Here is a 21,102-nt window from a genome sequence, read left to right as displayed (position 1 = left end):
TCACAAAAATGAAACGGATTCACTACGCCTTTTTATGGATAAGCCTTCTGGCAGCACCAGTTGCCAAAGCCCAGGACTCGCTGAGCCTGACCCTACCCGATGCAGAACAACAATTTAACCAAAAGAATCTACAGTTAATTGCTGCCAGACTTGGTATTGCAGAAAGCAAAGCCTATGAGATTCAGGCCGGTTTAAAACCAAACCCATCAGTTTACCTTGAACACATGCCCTATAATACGCAAAAAAAAGAATTAGGCGGTTTTAGCAGCAATAATGCGCAGCAGGTTGTGCAGTATCAGCAGTTAATTGAGGTGGCAGGTAAAAGAAGCAAGCGTTTGGCTTTGGCCAGATTAGGAACAGAACAGGCGCAAAATCAGGTTCAGTCACTTTTAAGAGACCTGCAATATGCCCTGCGCACTACTTTTTATGACCTATATTATCAGCAACAGCAATTAAAAGTGTATGATGAAGAAATTCTGACACTTCAACAAACAGTAAGTCTGTATCAGCAGCAATTTGATAAAGGCAATGTACCTTTAAAAGATTTGGCTCGTCTGAAAGCATACCTTTTTAATCTGAACAGCGAGAGACAAACGATTCTTGCCGGCATTGCCGATGACGAAGCCGACCTGAATATTTTAACAGCCAACAGAGGCAAATATTTTATAGCCGCCGCCAATTTACCTGAGGTAAACCTGGGCCAGTTTAAAATTGGCGATTTATTAACACAGGCTGAAGACAACCGGAGCGACCTGAATTTAATAAAAACCGGCGTAAAACTTGAAAGCCAGAATCTTATCTTACAAAAAGCCTTGGCGAAGCCAGATGTGAACCTTCAATTTACATACGACCGAAACGGGGGGTACATTTCCAATTACCTGGGTGTAGGTGTTAATGTTACATTGCCGTTCTTTAATAAAAATCAGGGAAACATCGAGGCCGCCAAAATCAGAGTTCAGTCAAGTCAGGCTGCTTTGCAGGCCTACCAGTTGCAGGTTCAGCAAAATGTAATAACGGCGTTCAAAAAGGCACTTCAGGCAGATAAAATGTATCAGACCTTTGATAATCGTTTTGCTGTAGATTTTTCAAAACTCATAGAGGGCGTTATCCTTAACTATAAGAAGCAGAACATTGATGTAGTTGAATTTATAGACTTCTTTGATTCTTATAAAAGTACGGTTATTGAGTTTAATCAATTACAAAACAACCGTATGAAAGCTTTTGAAGACCTTAATTATGCCGTTGGCAAGATAATTATCTAAACAATAAAGCGAGCATAATGCCAATTGCCGCAGGAGTGAAGTCTTTAGTCTTCTGCCAAAAAAAAGTACTAACCAAATAAATGAAATATAAAATAAACAAGAAATGAAAACGCTTCGTGTATTCAATATAGTTATTCTCTCATCTCTTATCTGCCTTTCCTCTATCGGCTTTACCTCTTGCACTGGCGCTGGAGGTGAAGAGAAAAAGATTGATTCTGCCGATAGTTCTTCGCCTTTATCTGCAGAGCAAATGAAAAGGCTGGTTACAGAAACTGCTGAAATGAAGACAGTAGCCAACGACCTGAACCTGACTGGAAAAATTCAGTTTAATGAAGACAAAATTGTAAAGGTATTTCCGTTAGTGGGTGGGCATATTGAAGATGTTAAAGTTGAATTGGGCGACTACGTAAAAAAAGGGCAGATACTGGCCATTATTAAAAGTGGCGACCTGGCCGATTTGCAGCAACAAGCCATCACGGCTCGCTCGCAGTTGTCAGTAGCGCAGAAAAATGCACAAGTGGCCGAAGATATGTCTAAATCCGGGTTGGCGTCACAAAAAGACCTGGTAGCAGCGCAAGAACAATTACAGGCGGCTAAAGGAGAACTGCACAGGGTGGCCGAACGCCAGAGTATTTTAGGGGGTAATGGGGCAGTTTACGTAGTAAAAGCACCAGTTGGCGGATATGTGGTTGAGAAAAAGGCCGCCCCTGGTATGGAGCTACGGTCTGATGACCCCGAGAGTCTGTTTACGATAAGCAATCTTGATCAGGTATGGGTTATTGCTAATGTGTATGAGTCTGACCTGGCAAATGTAAAGCAGGGTTATGCCGCCGATATTTCAACACTTGCTTATCCTGACAAAGTATTTAAGGGGAAAATAGATAAGATTTTTGATGTGCTTGACCCGTCATCAAAAACTGAGCAGGTAAGAATTGTTTTACCTAATAATGATAAAGACTTTTTTCTGAAACCCGAGATGTTTGCCAACGTGCATCTTGAGTATGCCGGGACCGACCAGAAAGTGGCTGTTCCTTCTAAAGCAATTGTATTTGATAAAAGCCAGAATTTTGTGGTGGTTTTGAAAGGCAGTAAAGACCTGATGATAAAATCGGTTGATGTTTACAAATCATCAGGCACAACAACGTACCTGAATAGTGGCCTTATACCAGGAGAAAAAGTTGTTACCGAAAATCAGCTTTTAATTTATCAGGCTTTAAACAACTGATAATCGGTCGGGTTATTAATCAATTACTTTCGATTCAGCATAAAAACAGGTCTTTTGTATCAGCAGAGCCACCGGCTTACTGCATTGCCCCAGACCGTGCCTAAATCACAAAAACCATGAACAAATTCATAAAAAATATAATAGCATTTTCATTGAAAAATAAATATTTCATATTTTTCATGACACTGCTTGCCATTGTAGCCGGGTTTATCAGCTACCAGAACACTCCGGTTGAGGCTTTTCCGGACGTAACCAATACTCAGATAACCATTATTACGCAATGGCCCGGCCGGAGCGCAGAAGAAGTTGAAAAGTTTGTAACTATTCCGCTTGAAATTGGCCTGAATCCGGTACAGAAGAAAACAGATATCAGGTCTACCACGGTATTTGGTTTGTCGGTAGTAAAAGTAATGTTTGAAGATGAGGTAGATGACGCCTTCGCCCGCCAGCAGGTAAATAACCTGCTGCGCGAAGTTGACCTGCCCAATGGCGCCAACCCTGAAGTAGAGCCTCCGTATGGGCCAACAGGCGAGATTTTCAGATATACCCTTGAAAGCCCGACCAGAAGTGTGAGAGAACTAAAAACACTGCAAGACTGGGTAGTAGAAAGAAATCTGAAAAGTGTGCCAGGTGTGGCCGATGTGGTGAGCTTTGGTGGCGAAGTAAAAACTTATGAAATATCTGCCGACCCACGCCGGTTACTAGACTATGACATTACACCCATACAATTGTATCAGGCGGTGTCGAATGCGAATATAAATGTTGGTGGAGATGTGATTGTAAAAAACTCTGAGGCCTACGTTGTGCGGGGTATAGGGTTACTGAAAGGCGTTAAAGACATAGAGAACATTGTGATTAAAAACAGCAGCGGTGTACCCATTTATGTTCGCAATGTGGCTAATGTGTCAGAATCAGCACTGCCAAGACTAGGGCAGGCAGGAAGAGATGAACGCAGCGACGTGGTTGAGTGTATAATCGTAATGAGAAAAGGCGAAAACCCAAGCCAGGTAATAGAAAAAGTAAAGGCAAAAATTGAGGAAATCAATACCATTATTTTGCCTAAAGATGTAAAAATCAATACTTTTTACAACCGCGAAAACCTCATTCATTTTGCTACCCATACGGTAACGCATAACCTGTTAGAAGGAATTATATTTGTTACCTGTATTGTGTTTATTTTCATGGCCGACTGGCGCACTACCATAACAGTTTCTATTGTTATTCCGCTGGCCTTGTTGTTTGCTTTTATATGCCTGCGCTTAAAGGGTATGTCGGCCAACCTGCTTTCAATGGGCGCTATTGATTTCGGTATTATTGTTGATGGCGCGGTGGTAATGGTTGAAGGTATTTTTGTAACGCTTGACCAGCTTTCGCACAAAATAGGTATGGAGCGATTCAACAGGCTGTCTAAACTGGGCTTGTTGAAAAAGACCGGAACCGAGCTTGGTAAGGCCATTTTCTTCTCCAAAGCCATTATTATTACCTGTCTGATGCCTATTTTTAGTTTTCAGAAAGTAGAAGGGAAGATGTTCAGCCCTCTTGCCTGGACCCTTGGTTTTGCCTTATTGGGTGCCTTGATTTTTACCCTTACACTTGTGCCGGTTCTTGCCAGTATTCTGCTAAAGAAAAACGTAAAAGAAAAGCATAATTTCTTTGTTGATTTTATTGAAAAGAAATCACTGAAGTTGTTTTCATATACATACAAGCACAAAAAAGCTAGTATTATTATAGCAGCGATTCTGGTTGTGGTAGGGTTCTTTAACTTTAAGTTTTTAGGCACAGAGTTTCTTCCTGAGCTGAACGAAGGTTCAATTTATGTAAGAGCAAGTATGCCCATGAATATATCGCTGGAAGAGTCGGTAAAACAAACCCAGCAAATGCGCGCAATATTCCGTAGTTTTCCAGAAGTAAAACAGGTTATTTCTCAAACCGGAAGACCCAATGACGGTACAGACCCAACCGGGTTTTACAATATTGAGTTTCTGGTAGATATTTACCCTAAAGAAGAATGGAAACGGCACATTTCAAAAGAAGAACTGATTGACGAAATGAACAAGAAGCTGGAAATTTATCCGGGCGTTCTTTTTAACTTCTCGCAACCTATTATGGACAATGTTGAAGAGGCTGTGTCGGGGGTAAAAGGTAGTATAGCGGTTAAAATATACGGACAAGACCTGCCTACCTTAGAGAAAAAAGCATTAATGGTATACGACCAATTGAAAACCGTAAAAGGAATTGAAGACCTGGGAGTTATCAAAAACATTGGCCAGCCTGAGTTAAGAATAGAGCTTGAGGAACAAAAACTGGCACTTTACGGAGTAAATAAAGCAGATGCCCAGGCCGTTATTGAGATGGCGATTGGTGGAAAAGCCGCTACCCAAATTTATGAAGACGAGCGCCACTTTGACCTCCGAATCAGGTATGCGCCGCCGTTCAGAAACAATGAAGAGGCCATTGGGAATCTGATGATACCTACTTCAATTGGTAACCAGATACCGTTAAAGAGCGTGGCGCATATTTACTCGCAAACAGGTCCGGTTCTGATTTTCAGAGAAGCCAACCAGCGTTTTATTGGTGTTAAGTTCTCTATCAGAGGCCGCGATATGGGGTCGGCCATTGCAGAAGCGCAAAAGAAAGTAAATGCGGTAGTTAAATTAGACAAAGGATATAAAATGAAATGGGCAGGTGATTTTGAGAATCAGCAGAGAGCTACTGCCAGACTGGCTCAGGTAGTGCCTATCAGTCTTTTGCTCATATTCCTGATATTGTTTGTGCTTTTTGGCAATATTAAAGATGCAGCCCTTGTGCTCACCAACGTGCCGTTTGCAATTATAGGTGGCATTGCCTCATTGCTTATATCTGGCACCAACTTTAGTATATCGGCGGGTATCGGGTTTATTGCATTGTTTGGTATCTGTATTCAGAACGGCGTTATTTTGATATCGGTATTCAAGAAAAACCTGCACGAGAAAATGACACTAAACACGGCTATATATGAAGGGGTGCGTTCAAGAGTTCGCCCGGTTATTATGACTGCCCTCATGGCCATGATTGGATTGATACCTGCTGCCATTTCAACCGGTATTGGTTCTGAAACCTCTAAGCCCCTGGCAATTGTAGTTATTGGCGGGCTTATTACTGCCACAGTTTTAACACTTTTCGTTTTTCCGCTTATTTTCTTCGTGTTTTATCGTAAGAAATTTGCAGCGGCACTTGAAGAGTAAATCTTTTATACAGGATTTTTTTTATATTTCACGGTAGTTTCTAATAACAGGGGGCAATGCCCTCTGTTATTATTTGCAAAAAAATCATTTGAACCTAAAATACAGCTTTATGAATAAGGATATTCTGAATGAAGAAGATAGTGCAAATCTGTCGTTTGGTGACAGAATGGCTGATAAAATAGCCACCTTTGGAGGAAGCTGGACATTCATTCTGTCGTTTATTGGTTTTTTAGTAATCTGGATATTTATTAATATTTTCTGGCTAAAAAACCGCGCTTTTGACCCTTACCCGTTTATATTACTTAATCTGATTTTATCTTGTATAGCAGCTTTGCAGGCGCCTGTTATTATGATGAGCCAGAACCGGCAGGAGGAAAAAGACAGAGAGCGTGCAAAGATTGATTTAAAAATCAACCAGAAAGCAGAGAAAGAAATCAGGAGCCTGCATAAAAAACTGGATTTGCTGATAAAACAACATGAGGAGTTCAGACATGAAATGAATGAACGCCACAAATAATGCTGGAAACCCGGGTTTGCTCAATCAAAAGCATACAGAAGTTCATTTCCTTTCATCAGAATAGGCAGCGAGTCTACATCTCTTAAAAAGATGAGGTCTTTTTCAAACTCATAAGTCAGGTAGCTTTTATTAAACTCAGTGTCTCCATCCAGCAGGCGTATGGTATCCAGTGCAAAATTGGCACCCCCGGCGGCAAAACACTGGGTAGTAGCAATATGCCTGATGTTTACCTCTGTTATATACGGTTTGCCGTTTTCATCTTCTTTCAGGTCTACCGTAAAAAAACCGTGTTTTTGAGTGCTGGTGTAGGCAAAAAGGTAGTTCATGGCTCTATCAGCCTCCTGAACCAGCAATGGGTCATTGATTAACCTTCCGTATGAAACATTTCCTGTTATGCCAGATGGCGCCACTTTAGCCATAATGTATTTCATACGCTCGCAGCAGGCTGCCCTCAGAAATGCACCTTCATAATATAGTACCTTACATGCCAGATTTCGGCCTGGCAGGTATTGGCTTGCCATAAATTCCTGTACGTTCGGGTTTATTTCAATCCAGTTGCGCAAGGCGGTTTTATTTTCAATTTTCAAAGCACCCAGGCCACTGGTTCCGGTGGTGCTTCGTACCCAAAAGCCTTTATTGAAGGTGTCGAATATTTCGTCGGCATTATAGATGTCTCGAGTAAAAGTAATCGACAATGGGGCCATGTCAATGCACCGAAGCACATCTGTCATTCTTGATTTATTAACTAACAACTCGGCAATGGTGTTATCTGGTATTAAAGCTTTGCAGGGTAAATTGCCAACGGCTTTCTTTTTGCTCCATTCAATTACCTCGGCCTCTGGCAAAATAACAGCCATATCAATACTTTGCTCGGTTATTAACTTTTCTATTACCGGCCAGTAATCGGGGCTGCCAGCTGGTGGCACAATAAAAGTATGATTGAATAATTCGTTCTGATAAAGCCCAATAGCTAAGGGGTTGGTATCGGTTCCGATAAGTTCGAAACGTTTGTAAACGGAGTATTTTCTTAATGCGGTGGCAAAACTTCTGGGGGTAGGGCCACCAACACCGGTTATAAGTATTTTCATGCTATAATTACAATCTGGTTCTTAAAATCCTTCAAACAATAGCAATAGCTAAACTGCTTAAAATGTAAATTTCATGCTCATCCGGTAATACCGGATTACTTTTTACTTCTGGATAATAAAAATAAGATATGTGAAAATTAAGTTGTAAAATACTTTTACCATCACAGCATTGTTCGTGACGCAATATTGTAAAAAAAATTATATTTTACAAATATTCGGTTGGTCACTGCCTTTCAATGAAGTGCAACGAATGAAGGTTTAGCAACCTTAAGTATATAACAGAAACATGAAAGACCAGATAAGGTTAAACGATAAATTTGTTTAGTTTCAAACCTGTAAAAAAGCAAATGCCTGAAAGACCGCAATTCAAATTAAAGCCTGGTCTTTCAGGCATTTGCTGTGAATTTCTAAAACAGCATATTAATAAGCCCTTGCAAAAATAACTCTTTTTTTTGATGGTTTGCCTGTTAATATACACTTGCCTTCTTCCTCTCTGGTGTCTAACGGAATACAGCGAATAGTCGCTTTGGTAAACTCCTTTATTTTTTCTTCTGTTTCTGAGGTACCATCCCAATGGCAATGCAAGAAACCACCTTTTTCTATCTGCTCTTCAAATTCCTGCCAGGTATTTACTTTAAAAGAGTTTTCTTTTCTAAAATTCAATGCTTTCTGATAGATGCTCTCCTGAATTTCATTCAACAAATCTTTCACATAAACAGCAATGCCTTCTATTGCACGTGTTTCTTTACTTAAGGTGTCTCTACGCGCTACTTCAATAACCCCATTCTGTAGGTCTCTCATACCAATGGCCATGCGTACGGGCACCCCTTTCAGTTCATACTCTGCAAATTTCCATCCAGGGCGGTTGGCGTCGCTGTCATCAAACTTAACACTGATACCATAAGATTTAAGCTCTTTGATAATAGGCTGAATGGTCTCTTTAATGGCCGATAAATCTTCTTCACCTTTGTAGATGGGTACAATAACCACATGTATTGGCGCTAATTTTGGAGGAAGCACAAGACCGTTGTCGTCTGAGTGAGCCATTATTAAGGCACCCATTAAACGTGTACTTACACCCCATGATGTACCCCATACGTGTTCCAGTTTTCCCTCTTTCGACTGGAATTTCACATCAAAAGCTTTTGCGAAATTCTGCCCGAGGAAGTGGCTGGTGCCAGCTTGCAGGGCTTTACCGTCTTGCATCATGGCCTCTATACACATGGTTTCTTCAGCACCGGCAAAACGTTCATTGGCAGACTTGAAGCCTTTTACCACCGGTACTGCCATAAATTCTTCGGCAAAAGTGGCATATACATCAAGCATTTGTTTGGTTTCTGTTAGGGCCTCTTCGCTGGTGGCATGGGCGGTGTGTCCTTCCTGCCAAAGAAATTCGGCTGTACGTAAAAACATACGCGTGCGCATCTCCCAACGCACCACATTGGCCCATTGGTTAATCAGAATCGGTAAATCACGGTATGATTGTATCCAGTTTTTGTAAGTGCTCCAGATGATGGCTTCGCTGGTAGGTCTTACAACTAATTCTTCTTCAAGTTTAGCTTCAGGGTCAACCATGAGCGAGCCTGGTTTATCCGGATTGTTTTTCAATCTGTAATGCGTAACAACGGCACATTCTTTGGCAAAACCCTCGGCGTTTTTTTCTTCAGCTTCAAACAAACTTTTGGGCACAAAAAGCGGAAAATAAGCATTGGTATGCCCTGTTTCCTTAAACATGTCGTCAAGTGCACGTTGCATTTTTTCCCAGATTGAATAACCGTATGGTTTTATAACCATACAACCTCTTACTGCCGAATTCTCGGCCAAGTCTGCTCTTTTAACTAATTCGTTGTACCACTCCGAATAATTCTCACTGCGTTTTGGAAGACCTTTACTCATAATTGTCAGTTAAATTAAACTTTATCGCCTGTAATGAATCTAACAGGTGTATATTTACGTTATATCTATATAAAGCACAATCCTGCCTACTTTTAATTAAACTTTCATTTGGATTGGCTTGCAAAGATAAGTTTTTATATTAAGTTTGTCATAGTTAAATTGGTTACTTTTAGGTAATCTGTGCTAACGGGATGCGATGTAAAAATCTGGTTTTACTGGTTTCTATATTTTTTTTAATTTTTTCAATAAGCCATACAACCATTTAAGGTGCCTGTGCATCATTCACATAGACAACAGGTTATATTTGCTCACAATTAATTCAATATAAAATGAACACTTTCAAATCTTTCAGGTATCTGTCGGTTGCAGTGCTTTTGGGTACCTGGGGTTGTAGTCAGAAACAGGTTGCCACTAAGGGCGATTATGATGACTTGTACGGTTCATCAAAAGATGCCCCCGAGGTAGCTTACAAAACATCTACACGACCTTCTATATACCAGAATCCGGACTTTGAAGATAATTTGCGTTATCAAAGAGAAGAGTCTCCAGTTCAGGCTGAAGGGACTGATGAATATTATGATGAAAATTACGTAAACTCACGCAAGGTGAAACGTTCGTATTCTGCCGAGCCGGGTTATTCATCAGGTTTTTCAGACGGATATCAATCAGGTTGGAATGATTATGCCTGGAGCCAGCCAATGGGATGGGCAAGTCCGTTCAGCCGTTTCGGATATTATTCTCCATTCGGGTATAATGCTTTTGGTTACAATAGCTTTAATATCGGGTTTGGTTTGGGCTTAGGCATGGGGTATGGTGGTTTCGGTGGCAGATATTATGACCCTTTCTGGGGAAGCCGTTTTTATGACCCATTCTGGGGCGGTGGTTTTTACAGCCCTTATTATAGCTCTATTTATTCGCCTTGGGGATACTCTCCTTGGGGTGGTGGTTTCTACAGCCCTTACGATTATTACGGTTATGGTGGATACTACGGTGGTTACCCGGGTTATTATTACAACGCTACAGCAGGTGTAGTTGGCGCTGCAAGAAACCGTACTTATGGCCCGCGTGACGGTGGCAGAGGTTCTGCTTACTACAATGATCGCTTTAATAATACCGCTATCAGAACCAATGAAAGTGGACGCCGGGCTGATGGAAGCAATGCCAGAACTACCTCGGCAGGTGGCGGGGGAAGAACTTATTCCGGAAATGATGGTTATTATGCCGCACCGCGAAGAAACGGAGGCTATAACTCTTCATTTGATAATACCCCGAGTGCGTCTCGTTCAAACAGTAGCAGTAATGATACTTATTACGCCCGGCCTCGCCGAAACGGTGGTTACGAAACCCCCAGTGGTAGCAGTAGTTCATATAGCCGTCCGTCTTCAAGCAACAGCCGTTCGTCTAACAGCTGGTCAAGCGGTAGCGGAAGCTCATCAAGAGGTTCTGACAGCTGGAGAAGCTCAGGCTCTTCAAGCAACTCAAGCTGGAGCAGCGGAAGCAGTAGCCGTGGTTCAAGTTCAGGTAGCAGCAGTAGCAGCGGCGCCTCACGCGGAGGCGGTGGTGGTGGCGGCGGCGGAAGCCGGGGCCCAAGATAATAACCTGCCGGCTGAACAATTGAACGATGGTGCTTGTTAAGCTCTTGCGAGCGTACGTGAAAACGGTTTTATTTTGTAAAATATTCAGAAACCTCGCTGAATCAACTTTGTTTGGCGAGGTTTTCTATTAAATGAAAAAGCTTTTTTGTTGTACCCTTAATTTAGAAGAATGGTAAAACTTATACTCGGTTAATACCGGTAAATGCATGTTGTGGCATGCAGGCTGATTCTTCAATCATAAAGTATAAAAAAATGAAAATCTCACGCATTCTGATTACCGCGTCCTTTCTTTCAGGAGCAATCGCAGCCAAGGCACAATTAAGTCTGGGTGGCCACTTTTATGGTGAAGAAGCCCTCAGATTCTCGGAAACAAAAATTTCAGGTTCGGCCCGTATGCAGGGCTTAGGTGGTGGATACGTTTCTTTAGGTGCAGATGCTACCAATAATTACACCAACCCCGCCGGATTAGGATTTTACAATCGCTCAGAGTTGAGTATTACACCTGTTTTAAATTCTATTAATACTTCTTCTGTATATGCCGGTGAACAATTCGGCAGGTCTACTACAAGCCCGAACATCGGGCAGCTAGGGCTTGTGTTTAGTAGTGGTGGGGTAGGTACAAGAAAAAAACGCTCGGCATTTGCCATAACCTATTCAAGACAAAATAGTTTTTTGAGTGATTTCCGCTATAACGGTCTTAATCAGCGGAGTTCGATGATGGATTTTTTTGCTCAAAAGGCTTCGCTGCGCGGCGCAGATTCTAAAACACTTGATGATGAGTTTAACCCTAACACCGGTACGGCCTTTACCTCAACGTCAATGTATTACCAGGCCTACATGATAGACCCATCGCAAAATGGCGGGGCGCCTTACAGCAAAATTGAGCAGGCGCTTCCGGCCGACCAGGTAGGTAATGTTTCGGCAACCGGTTCTACCAGCCAGTGGAATCTGGGTTATGGAATCAACTTTGACGATAAAACCTACATAGGCCTTGGTATTGGTTTTGTCAGGCTGAACTATGAAAACACCAATTCACATAGTGAAAGATTTACCAATGGAGTTGTTTTTAACGGATTTGACTACAACGAGAACCTGTATGTTAGAGGCTCAGGCGTGAACTTCTCACTGGGCGCTATTTATAAAGCAACAGAATCAATCAGTCTGGGTGCCAGTTTAACTACCCCTTCCTGGATTAGTGTAAGCGAAATTTATAATTCAAACATCAGAACTGATCCCAAACCCGGAAACCCGGTAATTCCTTCTAATGCTTCTACCTATTTGGCTACAGAAGAGAACGTATTTTCTTATAACCTCACTACCCCATTAAGAGCCAGCGGTGGCGCTACTTTCTTTTTGCCTAACAAAGCAGGTTTTATTACTGCTGATGCCGAGTATGTTGGTTATAGAGGAATGGGTATTAAGGATACTCAGGACAAAGACTGGAGTTCTAATCAGAAACGTGGTATACAATCAACTTATGTAGATGCAGTAAATGTAAAAGTAGGGGCAGAGTACCGTATCCAGAGTATAAGATTACGCGCCGGGGCCAAATATATGCCAGACCCTTACAAAGTAAAAACAGATAATCTGGACCGCTCTCAAATGTTGTTTACCGGTGGTATTGGGTACCACTCTTCCAAATTCTTTATTGATTTGGCAGGTGTATTTAACCAGTTTAAAGGCGCTTATACTCCTTATGAATTGTCTAATCCGGCAAATTATGGTTCTGCTGCCTTAACTACCAAGGCAACCAGTTTTGTGGTGTCGGTCGGTACATTCTTCTGATACGCTATTCAGACCACAAATAATAAATGAAATACAAAGGTTTATAAACAAAAATGACAACCCTGAAGAGTTGTCATTTTTGTTTTACTGAATTTTCCTGGCAAATTCGGCCTCTAAAATCCAGAGAATGGCATCGGGGTCGGTGTCTCCCTCAATGGTAATATCGGCCTGTTGATAGTAAGTCAGGCGTTCATTATATTTTTCTGTTAACGTTTCAAGCAGATTTTTACTTTCAAGGTCATACAGTGGTCTTTCATTTTTCTTCGATAACTGCATTCTTTCCAATAATCTGTCGGGCTTTACATCCAGAAAAATACTGATACCGTTTTCTTTGATATACGCCAGTCCGTCCAGAAAACAAGGTACACCTCCTCCTGTGGCAACTACAGAACGCATATCTTTTTGAACTTTCTTCAACTGCTGATTTTCTACCTTACGAAAATATTCTTCGCCGTTTAATGCAAATATTTCAGAAATCTTCTTTCCCTCTGCAAGCTCAATCCGGGCATCTAAGTCAATAAATTCGTATCCTAAACTCTTGGCCAGTTGCCTCCCCAGAGTACTTTTACCTGACGACGGCATGCCAATCAAAAAAATGTTAGTAGTCATTCTGTCTGCTTGGGCGTAATTATTAAGTATTTAGTATATAACTATTTGAGCAGTTTAGTTAAATCTTCTTTATTGGGTATGCTATTGTTGCCCCATTTGCCTTTTACTACTCCGTTTTGTAACAAAATCACGCAAGGATTTGTTCGTGCCATGGTTTTTAATACGGTGGCATCGGCAGTAAAATAAGGAACTGAAAGGGCATTGGTCTGCCTGAAGGCTTCAAATTCTGTTTGAATGGCCGAAGTTAATATAATGGGTTTTATAATGCTGCCTTGCAGGCTTTCGGCCAAAGCTTTTATCTCAGTTATTTCTGACTCGTTTACGTCTTTTATATTTTTGAAAACAAATAACAATTTATTGCCAATAAAAGTAGAATCGGTATACACGTTTCCCTGCGCATCATTCACAAAATAATCAGTGATTTTTGGTTTCACTTGATCATCATTTAAAGTAATGGATGTTACATATTTATATGTGGTGGTATCCATCAGAAACTCTGCCGATTTTATCTCTTCGTTGGTTTTTTTGTTCAGAAAAGTATATTCAAAAATGGGTTTAATGCCGGTGGGCTTCATCTGCTCGGGTATGCTTTTGCCAACTGCATAAGGAAGGAAATCAATAGGAGGCAGGTAACGGATGGCATACATACCAATACCAAACGAGACTACCGAAACCAACGCCATAACACTATGCAGGTTAGAATCTTTATACCCGTTTCTGTAAATAAATATAATTACAATAAGTAAAGTAAGGAAAATGTCTTTGTTGAATGACGTCCATGGTTTTAGTTTCAGAAAGTCGCCAAAACATCCGCAGTCTGTAACTTTATTGAAATAGGCAGAGTAAAAAGTAAGGAAAGTAAAAAATACAATAATACCAAGCAGCAACCATGAGGTGATTTTCATGCGGTAAGAAAGCAACGTAGCCACACCCAGAATAACTTCTAACGCGCAGAAAATAAGCGACAGCGCAAGAGCGTTATGTGCAAAAAACATAAAGAAGCCCTCTAAAGCCGGGATATCCTGCGAGAAAACTTCAAAATATTCTTCCAGCTTTATACCTGTTCCTACGGGGTCAACTACTTTTACAAAACCAGAAAAAATAAAAATAACACCCACTATGATGCGAGCAATTTGTGCAGGTATTTTCATAAAAGAACAAAGTAAATTTGGAACAGCCTATGAATTGAAATTTTGTTTTCCGCATATAGCGCTTTATTGCTGGCTTTGTGCCTGGCCCAGTTTTATCATGCAGAAAACAGCATAATTGATGATGTCCTGATAACCAGCCCTTATGCCCTCAGAAACAATAGTTTTGCCCTGATTGTCTTCAATTTGTTTGATTCTGAACAGTTTCATTAAAATAATATCAGTCATTGAACCCACGCGCATATCGCGCCAGGCTTCACCGTAGTCATGGTTTTTATTGAATAAAAGTGCCATTACTTCATTTATTTCCTTATTATACAGTTCATGCAACTCATCGAACGGAATCTCGATTTTAGTTTCGTCAACCAGCTTTTGTTGAATAAGAGCCATTACACAATAATTGATAATGCCTATAAACTCTGGCACTATGCCTTCGTCTACTTTGCTGAAGCCTTTATCCTGAATGGTTCTGATGCGCTGTGCTTTAATAAAAATCTGGTCGGTGATGCTCGGAAGGCGCAGAATACGCCACGAAGTGCCGTAATCTTTGTTTTTTTTCTCGAAAAGATCCTGACAAATTTTTATAATATATCTGTATTCAAATTCGGTCTGATTCATGCGCACAATCCAAAAAAGGATAATTTTAAGGAATTCCGGAATATATAATCTATTATTGCAAAACTATAAAACTTCATGGCTATAAACAAATGTCAACCTTAAAAAGCAATGCCCTGGTGTGCCTTCCGAATGGAAGATTGATGGATTTAACACGTCCGTCAGTAATGGGAATTCTCAATGTTACACCCGATTCTTTTTTTGAAGGAAGCCGTTATCTGGCAGCGCCACAGCAGATTGTAGATGCGGCGGGGAAAATGCTGGAAGAAGGCGCATCCATACTAGACATAGGCGGATACTCAACACGGCCCCATGCAGCCGATGTAAGTATTGAAGAAGAAACTGAGCGAATTCTTAATGCTATAGAACCAATAGCCAAGCAATACCCCAATGCCGTTATATCTATCGACACGTTTAGAAGCGCAGTAGCCGAAGCAGCTGTAAAGGCAGGGGCATCGATAATTAACGATATAGCAGGAGGCAATTTAGACAGCCTTATGTTTGGCACAGTGGCTGAATTAGCCGTTCCTTACATTCTTATGCACAGCAGGGGCAACCCGTCGACCATGAGCAGGCTAAATGATTACCACGACCCGACTGTTGATGTGCTGAGCGAACTGCAGATAAAAGTAAACAGTTTAAGAGAATCAGGAGTGAAAGATATTATCATTGACCCGGGTTTTGGCTTTGCCAAAGACCCCAGACAGGGTTTTGAAATGTTGAAAAACCTACCTGCTTTTCAGATACTTGGCCTGCCGATGATGGTGGGGGTTTCTCGCAAATCAATGATTTGGAAAACTCTGGGTATAACTGCTTCAGCAGCTTTAAACGGCACAACGGCGCTGAATATGGTTGCGTTGATGAATGGTGCGAATATCCTGAGGGTACATGATGTGATAGAAGCCATGCAGACCATCAGGCTCTATGAAGAAATTTACGGGTCATCGGCTGGCAGCAATGTTTCTGATTAGACGAATAACTATGCCATAAAAAATAACAGCCCCGATAAATATTAATCCCCATGATACGAGTTTGCTTTCAGTAAAGTACAGAAAAAAAGCAGTGCCTGCTATACCCACCCAAAAAAACAAACGGGCAGTAAAACGTTGCAATTGGCGATAGTTTTTTTCTTCAAAGCTCCTGGTAAACCAGTTATTACCTGCAAATGCGCTACTAGGGTGCAAATTTGACTGAAAATTGCCACTGGCAAATAAAAATAATGATAAGGCCACACCGAGATAGCGGGGAGGGATGCTCTCACCTTCAGAGTCATGCAGAACATAATAGAAAAGAATAAAACCCAGCGCTGAAAGGTAGGCAGACCAGATTAGCCTGATGCGTTTATCGCTTCGAATGAGAAAATCGGCATTGGGTTTCTGGCTGTCGAGATACTGCATCACTAAAGGCAGGAAATAAAAGAAAAGTGCTGCCAGGCCGTATAGTACCAGAATGCGTATTTGCCCACCTAAAATGGCCTGGTTCCAGCTTGACAGCAAATAAGCAAAAGGGGCAAGTACAACGCCAATAATGAGCATTTCGAACATCAAACTGCGTTTCATGACATTCAAAGTTTTGGTAGGCTTTTATTCAGAAATAGTGCGGGAATTAACCTGAAGACGGATTCTTGGTTTTTCGGCCGCAGCAGGTTTAAACTGAATAAACCAGGCCAGAATTTCGTCCATCACAGTCATATTAAGCGAGTAATAGATAAACTGCCCTTTTTTTACGGCAGCCACAAGGTCGGCCTGTTTCAGCAAATCAAGGTGATGCGAAATGCTGGGTTTGGTCATATCAAAGCGCTCTGCAATGTCTCCTGCAGTCATGTCTCCGTCTTTCAGCATTTCCAGTATTTCCCGGCGGGTAGAGTCGTTCAGCGCTTTAAATAAACTATTCATTTGGAAAAGAGAATCAGTAATATTGAACAAATGTTAATGTTACGAAATTCTGAAAAAAAATCAATTTTGCCAAATAATATTGCTTTAATATTTAGATAATCTTCTAAATGCGGTTTGCCTTTTGGGTCTATTCTTTGAAAAACACAATTTTGCAGCTAATTTTCTTTCTTTGGTATTTAAATCATTATATTTGCGCACACTTCATCAATAAACGCCCCATTCCTTGCCGAAGTGGGGTATTTTTTTGTAAGGCGGCAAACAGAAGCACAATTGCTTATGTAAATTAATGATGTAGTAATTTATCAACCAGAAGATAATGAAAGTTTTAAAGTTTGGGGGCACCTCGGTAGGCACAGTAGAAAGTATCAATCAGGTTATTCAGATTATCAAAGAGAATCTGGACGAAGGAAGTAAAATAGCTGTTGTGTATTCAGCTATGGGTGGTGTAACCAACAGGCTGATTGAGATAGGCAAGATGGCGTCGCAGTCAGACCCTGAATTTACCGAACAATTGCGTTCGGTAGAAGACAGACATTTCAATGCAGTTAAAGGGCTTATTGATATAAAGAACCAAAGCAGTGCCATTGCCAAGGTAAGAGGGCTGTTTAATGAACTGGAAGACCTGCTCAAAGGAGTGTCGCTCATCAAAGAGTTATCGAGCCGGACACTTGATTTAATAGTGAGTTTCGGTGAAAGGCTTTCTACTACCATTATTACCGAGGCATTAAAAAACAAAGGCATGGAAGCAGAGTTTTTAGATGCACGCAAGGTAATTAAAACTAATGATGCGTTTGGGTATGCTGATGTAAATTTTGAGTTGACCAATGAGCTGATTCGGAAGCATTTTGCCCAGACTAATAAACTGCAGTGTATTACCGGCTTTATTGGTTCTACCATAGACGGGGTTACTACAACCCTGGGCAGAGGAGGCTCTGACTACACAGGGTCTATTTTTGGTGCTGCCCTGAACGCCAGCGTGATAGAAATATGGACGGACGTAAACGGTATGATGACGGCAGACCCGCGCAAGGTAAAGAATGCTTTTACGATACCAACCATAACCTATGCCGAGGCCATGGAACTTTCGCACTTTGGGGCTAAAGTTATATATCCGCCTAGTCTTACACCTGCTTTTTACAAGAATATCCCAATTAAGGTTCTCAATACTTTCAATCATAAGCATCCGGGTACGTTTATCAGCAAAACCGCCGAAACCAAAGAGTATTCTATAACAGGCATATCTTCTATTGATGACATCGCGCTCATCAACGTACAGGGTGGTGGTATGATAGGCGTGGCGGGTATATCGGCCAAATTGTTTTCTATACTTGCCAAGAACAAAATTAGTGTAATACTAATATCGCAGGCTTCGTCTGAACATTCCATCTGTTTTGCCGTAGAGCCAAAGTCAGCCTATGGCGTAAAAGAAATTCTGGAAGAAGGATTTGCTACTGAAATAGCCCAGGGATTGTTAGATAATATAGCCATTGAGCATAACCTATCTGTGCTTGCCGTTGTAGGTGAAGGAATGAAATCAAGCTCGGGTACATCCGGCAAGCTGTTTTCTGTTTTGGGTAAAAACGGTATTAACGTGGTGGCTACGGCCCAGGGGTCTTCTGAGCTTAACATTTCGGTCGTAATACATAAAAAAGATATTGGCAAGGCCCTTAATGCTATTCATGAAACCTTTTTTCAGGTAGACGGGCTTACACTCAATCTGTTTGTGGTGGGTGCAACCGGGCTTATTGGCAGTACGCTGATACGCCAGATTCGCGAGCAGAAAGATTACCTGAAGTCTCGCAAGAATTTGAATATCAGGCTGGTGGGTATCACCAATACCCGTAAAATGATATTGAATGAAGGAGGCATAAGCCTGGATACCTGGAAGGAGGAATTACTTGAAAACGGAGATATAGCAAACATAGGCTCTTTTGTATCTGACGTACAGGATCTGAACATGCCCTATAGCGTGTTTGTTGATTGCACGGCCGATAAAAACATTGTGCAGTATTATTATTCGCTTCTGAGTTCAAGCGTATCAATAGTAACTCCTAATAAGGTGGCAAATTCAGGCAAGTTTGAGCAATACTTTATGCTGCAAAAGGCTGCCCAGAAACACGGCGTGAAGTTTTTGTATGAGACCAACGTTGGGGCAGGGCTACCCATTATTAACACGCTTCAGGGGCTTATAACGAGCGGAGACAAAATTCATAAAATAGAAGCCGTATTGTCGGGTACATTGGCCTATATCTTCAATAATTTCAGAGTAGGCGATAGATTTGTGGATGTGGTTAAGGAGGCCAAGGCCAAAGGCTACACAGAACCAGACCCGCGTGACGACCTGAGCGGCCAGGATGTAGCCCGCAAGATTCTGATTTTATCGAGAGAATGCGGATTGAAACTGGAACCCGAAGACGTAAAAATCATCAACCTTTTGAACGATGCCTGTCTGCAAGCCAAAACAGTTGAAGACTTTTTTGTGGAATTAGAGAAAGATAATAACCGTTTTGAGCAACTTCTGGCTGAAGCCGAAGCAAAAGGCGAGGTGCTGCGCTATATTGCTACACTGGACGAAGAAAAGGTTACCATTGAACTGAAATCGGTAGGTCGAAACCATCCGTTTTTTAATCTGGCGGGTTCAGAGAATATTGTGTCATTTACTACCGAGCGGTATAAATTCAATCCATTGGTTATTAAAGGTCCGGGTGCCGGTGCTGAGGTAACGGCATCTGGTGTATTTGCCGATATCATGAGCATCAGCAGTTATCTGGGTTAAATGTCGGTACCCATTATTGTATTTAACAGGCTGATTGAAAGCAGCCTGACTGGCAGAACATTATTTAATTGTTCAGATATCTGGCCTGGTAATTTTTTGTAACAGGCAAATTCTGGAGGCATAACACTACTTAATATTTTGGAAAAAGTAATTCTTTACAAAAACGTTCAGGCATTTGATACTAAAATTCTGTTGGCTTCATCTAAATCTGAAAGCAACAGAGCCTTGATAATTAATGCACTGTCTGGTTTTAAAGGCGATTTGAAGAATCTTTCTTCGGCTCGTGATACCCAGACCATGATTCGCCTTTTGCAATCTGCTGATTCGGTGGCCGATGTGATTGATGCCGGAACGACCATGCGTTTTTTAACCGCCTATTTTACTGCAACCAACCAAAACAAAACCATGACAGGTACGCCTCGTATGTGTGAGCGCCCCATAGGTATTTTGGTTGAGGCCCTTAAAACCATAGGAGCCGATATTGAATATCTGAAAACCGAAGGGTATCCGCCTTTACAGATAAATGGCTTGTCGGTGCAGAAAAGCAATGAAGTAACGATAAGAGGAGATGTAAGCAGCCAGTATATTTCAGCCCTGTTGATGATTGCGCCCATATTACCGCAGGGGCTGACCATTCGTCTGACAGGTGAGATTGGGTCAATACCTTATATTAACATGACCCTGGCGCAGATGAAAGCTTTTGGGGTAGATGCCAGAGCCGATTGGGATGCCAAAGTGCTGACGGTAGCCTCTCAGGAATATAAGCCGACCAGCTATCAGGTAGAGTCTGACTGGTCTGGAGCCAGTTATTGGTATAGTATTGTTGCGTTATCAACCTTTGAAGACACCCGTGTAGAATTATTGGGTTTGAAAGAGAACTCATTGCAGGGCGATAGCGCTATTGTAGCTATAATGACCCAACTGGGTGTGAAAAGCACTTTTACTGCCGATGGCGTATTGTTAACAAAAATACCTGCCCAGCCTGGCCTTCAATGGGATTTTGCCAATTGCCCCGACCTGGCGCAAACCGTAGCAGTAACCTGTGTAGCCAAAGGTATTGAAGCTGTTTTTACAGGCATAGAGAGCCTTAAAATAAAAGAAACAGACCGGATTTTAGCTTTGCAGAACGAGCTTAAGAAGTTTGGAGGAAGCCTGACAGAAGTAGTAACCAATACCGAATACCGGGTGTCTGGCTCAGGTTTTGAGTTCGGCAGCGCCCCTGTAAGCATTGCTACTTATGACGACCACCGGATGGCTATGGCTTTTGCACCTCTGGCAATGCTGACAGACTTAACCATAGAAGAACCCAATGTGGTGGTGAAATCGTACCCGAGTTTCTGGGACGATATCAAAAAAATTGTTGAGATAGAACGGCAACCGGCTGCCAATGTTTCATGATTTTCATTAGCCCCTTTTGTGTATTGGGGCTTTTTTTTTAATTTTGCCAAACATACTTCTCTTATTAAG

At 41.6% G+C, this 21,102-nt stretch carries 16 protein-coding genes; 9 read left to right on the top strand and 7 right to left on the bottom strand.

Annotated features, from left to right (window positions below; genetic code table 11):
• Positions 1–8: 8 nt before the first annotated feature.
• The 4 genes from C0V77_RS18830 to C0V77_RS18815 all read left to right on the top strand — a co-directional run bounded on the left by C0V77_RS18830 (position 9) and on the right by C0V77_RS18815 (position 6,228).
• Positions 9–1,262: a TolC family protein gene (locus tag C0V77_RS18830; protein ID WP_101727905.1), complete on the top strand. Its 1,254-nt coding sequence runs from the start codon at positions 9–11 to the stop codon at positions 1,260–1,262.
• Positions 1,263–1,365: 103 nt separating this feature from the next.
• Positions 1,366–2,487 (top strand): efflux RND transporter periplasmic adaptor subunit, encoded by a 1,122-nt coding sequence (locus C0V77_RS18825; protein WP_101727904.1) that lies wholly within the window; start codon positions 1,366–1,368, stop codon positions 2,485–2,487.
• Positions 2,488–2,603: 116 nt separating this feature from the next.
• Complete coding sequence (locus C0V77_RS18820) at positions 2,604–5,711, top strand: efflux RND transporter permease subunit (protein ID WP_101727903.1); 3,108 nt, start codon at positions 2,604–2,606, stop codon at positions 5,709–5,711.
• A 109-nt stretch (positions 5,712–5,820) separates the two neighbouring features.
• Positions 5,821–6,228 carry a DUF1003 domain-containing protein gene (locus tag C0V77_RS18815; RefSeq protein ID WP_101727902.1) on the top strand — a complete coding sequence of 136 codons (408 nt, stop codon included), beginning with the start codon at positions 5,821–5,823 and terminating at the stop codon, positions 6,226–6,228.
• Between the two features lie 20 nt (positions 6,229–6,248).
• Here C0V77_RS18815 and C0V77_RS23425 read toward each other — a convergent pair whose 3' ends face one another.
• On the bottom strand, positions 6,249–7,316 hold the full coding sequence (locus tag C0V77_RS23425; RefSeq protein ID WP_229236323.1) for a hypothetical protein: 1,068 nt from the start codon (positions 7,314–7,316) through the stop codon (positions 6,249–6,251).
• A gap of 420 nt (positions 7,317–7,736) precedes the next feature.
• Positions 7,737–9,212, bottom strand: a complete 1,476-nt coding sequence (gene proS, locus C0V77_RS18805) for a proline--tRNA ligase (RefSeq protein ID WP_101727901.1) — start codon at positions 9,210–9,212, stop codon at positions 7,737–7,739.
• Between the two features lie 329 nt (positions 9,213–9,541).
• On the opposite strand from proS, the gene C0V77_RS23195 reads away from it, so the two are divergent.
• Entirely contained in the window at positions 9,542–10,807 is a 1,266-nt protein-coding gene (locus tag C0V77_RS23195) for a hypothetical protein (protein ID WP_158237975.1), read from the top strand.
• 252 nt (positions 10,808–11,059) lie between these two features.
• Entirely contained in the window at positions 11,060–12,592 is a 1,533-nt protein-coding gene (locus tag C0V77_RS18790; protein ID WP_143706129.1) for an OmpP1/FadL family transporter, read from the top strand.
• Positions 12,593–12,676: 84 nt separating this feature from the next.
• On the opposite strand, the gene C0V77_RS18785 is transcribed toward C0V77_RS18790, so the two are convergent.
• The 3 genes from C0V77_RS18785 to C0V77_RS18775 all read right to left on the bottom strand — a co-directional run bounded on the left by C0V77_RS18785 (position 12,677) and on the right by C0V77_RS18775 (position 14,967).
• Positions 12,677–13,201: a shikimate kinase gene (locus C0V77_RS18785; protein ID WP_101727897.1), complete on the bottom strand. Its 525-nt coding sequence runs from the start codon at positions 13,199–13,201 to the stop codon at positions 12,677–12,679.
• Positions 13,202–13,242: 41 nt separating this feature from the next.
• Positions 13,243–14,352: a BT_3928 family protein gene (locus C0V77_RS18780; protein ID WP_101727896.1), complete on the bottom strand. Its 1,110-nt coding sequence runs from the start codon at positions 14,350–14,352 to the stop codon at positions 13,243–13,245.
• A gap of 63 nt (positions 14,353–14,415) precedes the next feature.
• Complete coding sequence (locus C0V77_RS18775; RefSeq protein ID WP_101727895.1) at positions 14,416–14,967, bottom strand: DUF1599 domain-containing protein; 552 nt, start codon at positions 14,965–14,967, stop codon at positions 14,416–14,418.
• A gap of 89 nt (positions 14,968–15,056) precedes the next feature.
• Between C0V77_RS18775 and folP the strand changes: the two genes are divergently transcribed.
• Entirely contained in the window at positions 15,057–15,935 is an 879-nt protein-coding gene (gene folP / locus C0V77_RS18770) for a dihydropteroate synthase (protein ID WP_101727894.1), read from the top strand.
• On the opposite strand, the gene C0V77_RS18765 is transcribed toward folP, so the two are convergent.
• Both C0V77_RS18765 and C0V77_RS18760 read right to left on the bottom strand, forming a co-directional pair.
• Complete coding sequence (locus C0V77_RS18765; protein WP_101727893.1) at positions 15,906–16,523, bottom strand: hypothetical protein; 618 nt, start codon at positions 16,521–16,523, stop codon at positions 15,906–15,908. The genes folP and C0V77_RS18765 overlap by 30 nt on opposite strands.
• A 24-nt stretch (positions 16,524–16,547) precedes the next feature.
• Positions 16,548–16,859 carry an autorepressor SdpR family transcription factor gene (locus C0V77_RS18760; protein WP_101727892.1) on the bottom strand — a complete coding sequence of 104 codons (312 nt, stop codon included), beginning with the start codon at positions 16,857–16,859 and terminating at the stop codon, positions 16,548–16,550.
• 316 nt (positions 16,860–17,175) lie between these two features.
• Between C0V77_RS18760 and thrA the strand changes: the two genes are divergently transcribed.
• Both thrA and C0V77_RS18750 read left to right on the top strand, forming a co-directional pair.
• On the top strand, positions 17,176–19,635 hold the full coding sequence (thrA, locus tag C0V77_RS18755; protein WP_101727891.1) for a bifunctional aspartate kinase/homoserine dehydrogenase I: 2,460 nt from the start codon (positions 17,176–17,178) through the stop codon (positions 19,633–19,635).
• Positions 19,636–19,773: 138 nt separating this feature from the next.
• Complete coding sequence (locus tag C0V77_RS18750; RefSeq protein ID WP_101727890.1) at positions 19,774–21,033, top strand: 3-phosphoshikimate 1-carboxyvinyltransferase; 1,260 nt, start codon at positions 19,774–19,776, stop codon at positions 21,031–21,033.
• Positions 21,034–21,102: the final 69 nt, after the last annotated feature.

Source organism: Emticicia sp. TH156, assembly GCF_002855535.1.
Lineage (GTDB): Bacteria > Bacteroidota > Bacteroidia > Cytophagales > Spirosomataceae > Emticicia > Emticicia fluvialis.
This window is presented reverse-complemented; position numbering and strand designations above follow the sequence as displayed.

Excerpts from the sequence above, each read along its gene's own strand:
- C0V77_RS18815 (WP_101727902.1), top strand. The coding sequence starts at position 5,821 with ATGAATAAGGATATTCTGAATGAAGAAGATAGTGCAAATCTGTCGTTT.
- C0V77_RS23425 (WP_229236323.1), bottom strand. The coding sequence starts at position 7,316 with ATGAAAATACTTATAACCGGTGTTGGTGGCCCTACCCCCAGAAGTTTT.
- C0V77_RS18775 (WP_101727895.1), bottom strand. The coding sequence starts at position 14,967 with ATGAATCAGACCGAATTTGAATACAGATATATTATAAAAATTTGTCAG.
- proS (WP_101727901.1), bottom strand. The coding sequence starts at position 9,212 with ATGAGTAAAGGTCTTCCAAAACGCAGTGAGAATTATTCGGAGTGGTAC.
- C0V77_RS18820 (WP_101727903.1), top strand. The coding sequence starts at position 2,604 with ATGAACAAATTCATAAAAAATATAATAGCATTTTCATTGAAAAATAAA.
- C0V77_RS18780 (WP_101727896.1), bottom strand. The coding sequence starts at position 14,352 with ATGAAAATACCTGCACAAATTGCTCGCATCATAGTGGGTGTTATTTTT.
- C0V77_RS18785 (WP_101727897.1), bottom strand. The coding sequence starts at position 13,201 with ATGACTACTAACATTTTTTTGATTGGCATGCCGTCGTCAGGTAAAAGT.
- C0V77_RS18765 (WP_101727893.1), bottom strand. The coding sequence starts at position 16,523 with ATGAAACGCAGTTTGATGTTCGAAATGCTCATTATTGGCGTTGTACTT.
- C0V77_RS18830 (WP_101727905.1), top strand. The coding sequence starts at position 9 with ATGAAACGGATTCACTACGCCTTTTTATGGATAAGCCTTCTGGCAGCA.
- C0V77_RS18825 (WP_101727904.1), top strand. The coding sequence starts at position 1,366 with ATGAAAACGCTTCGTGTATTCAATATAGTTATTCTCTCATCTCTTATC.
- thrA (WP_101727891.1), top strand. The coding sequence starts at position 17,176 with ATGAAAGTTTTAAAGTTTGGGGGCACCTCGGTAGGCACAGTAGAAAGT.
- C0V77_RS18790 (WP_143706129.1), top strand. The coding sequence starts at position 11,060 with ATGAAAATCTCACGCATTCTGATTACCGCGTCCTTTCTTTCAGGAGCA.
- C0V77_RS18760 (WP_101727892.1), bottom strand. The coding sequence starts at position 16,859 with ATGAATAGTTTATTTAAAGCGCTGAACGACTCTACCCGCCGGGAAATA.
- folP (WP_101727894.1), top strand. The coding sequence starts at position 15,057 with ATGTCAACCTTAAAAAGCAATGCCCTGGTGTGCCTTCCGAATGGAAGA.
- C0V77_RS23195 (WP_158237975.1), top strand. The coding sequence starts at position 9,542 with ATGAACACTTTCAAATCTTTCAGGTATCTGTCGGTTGCAGTGCTTTTG.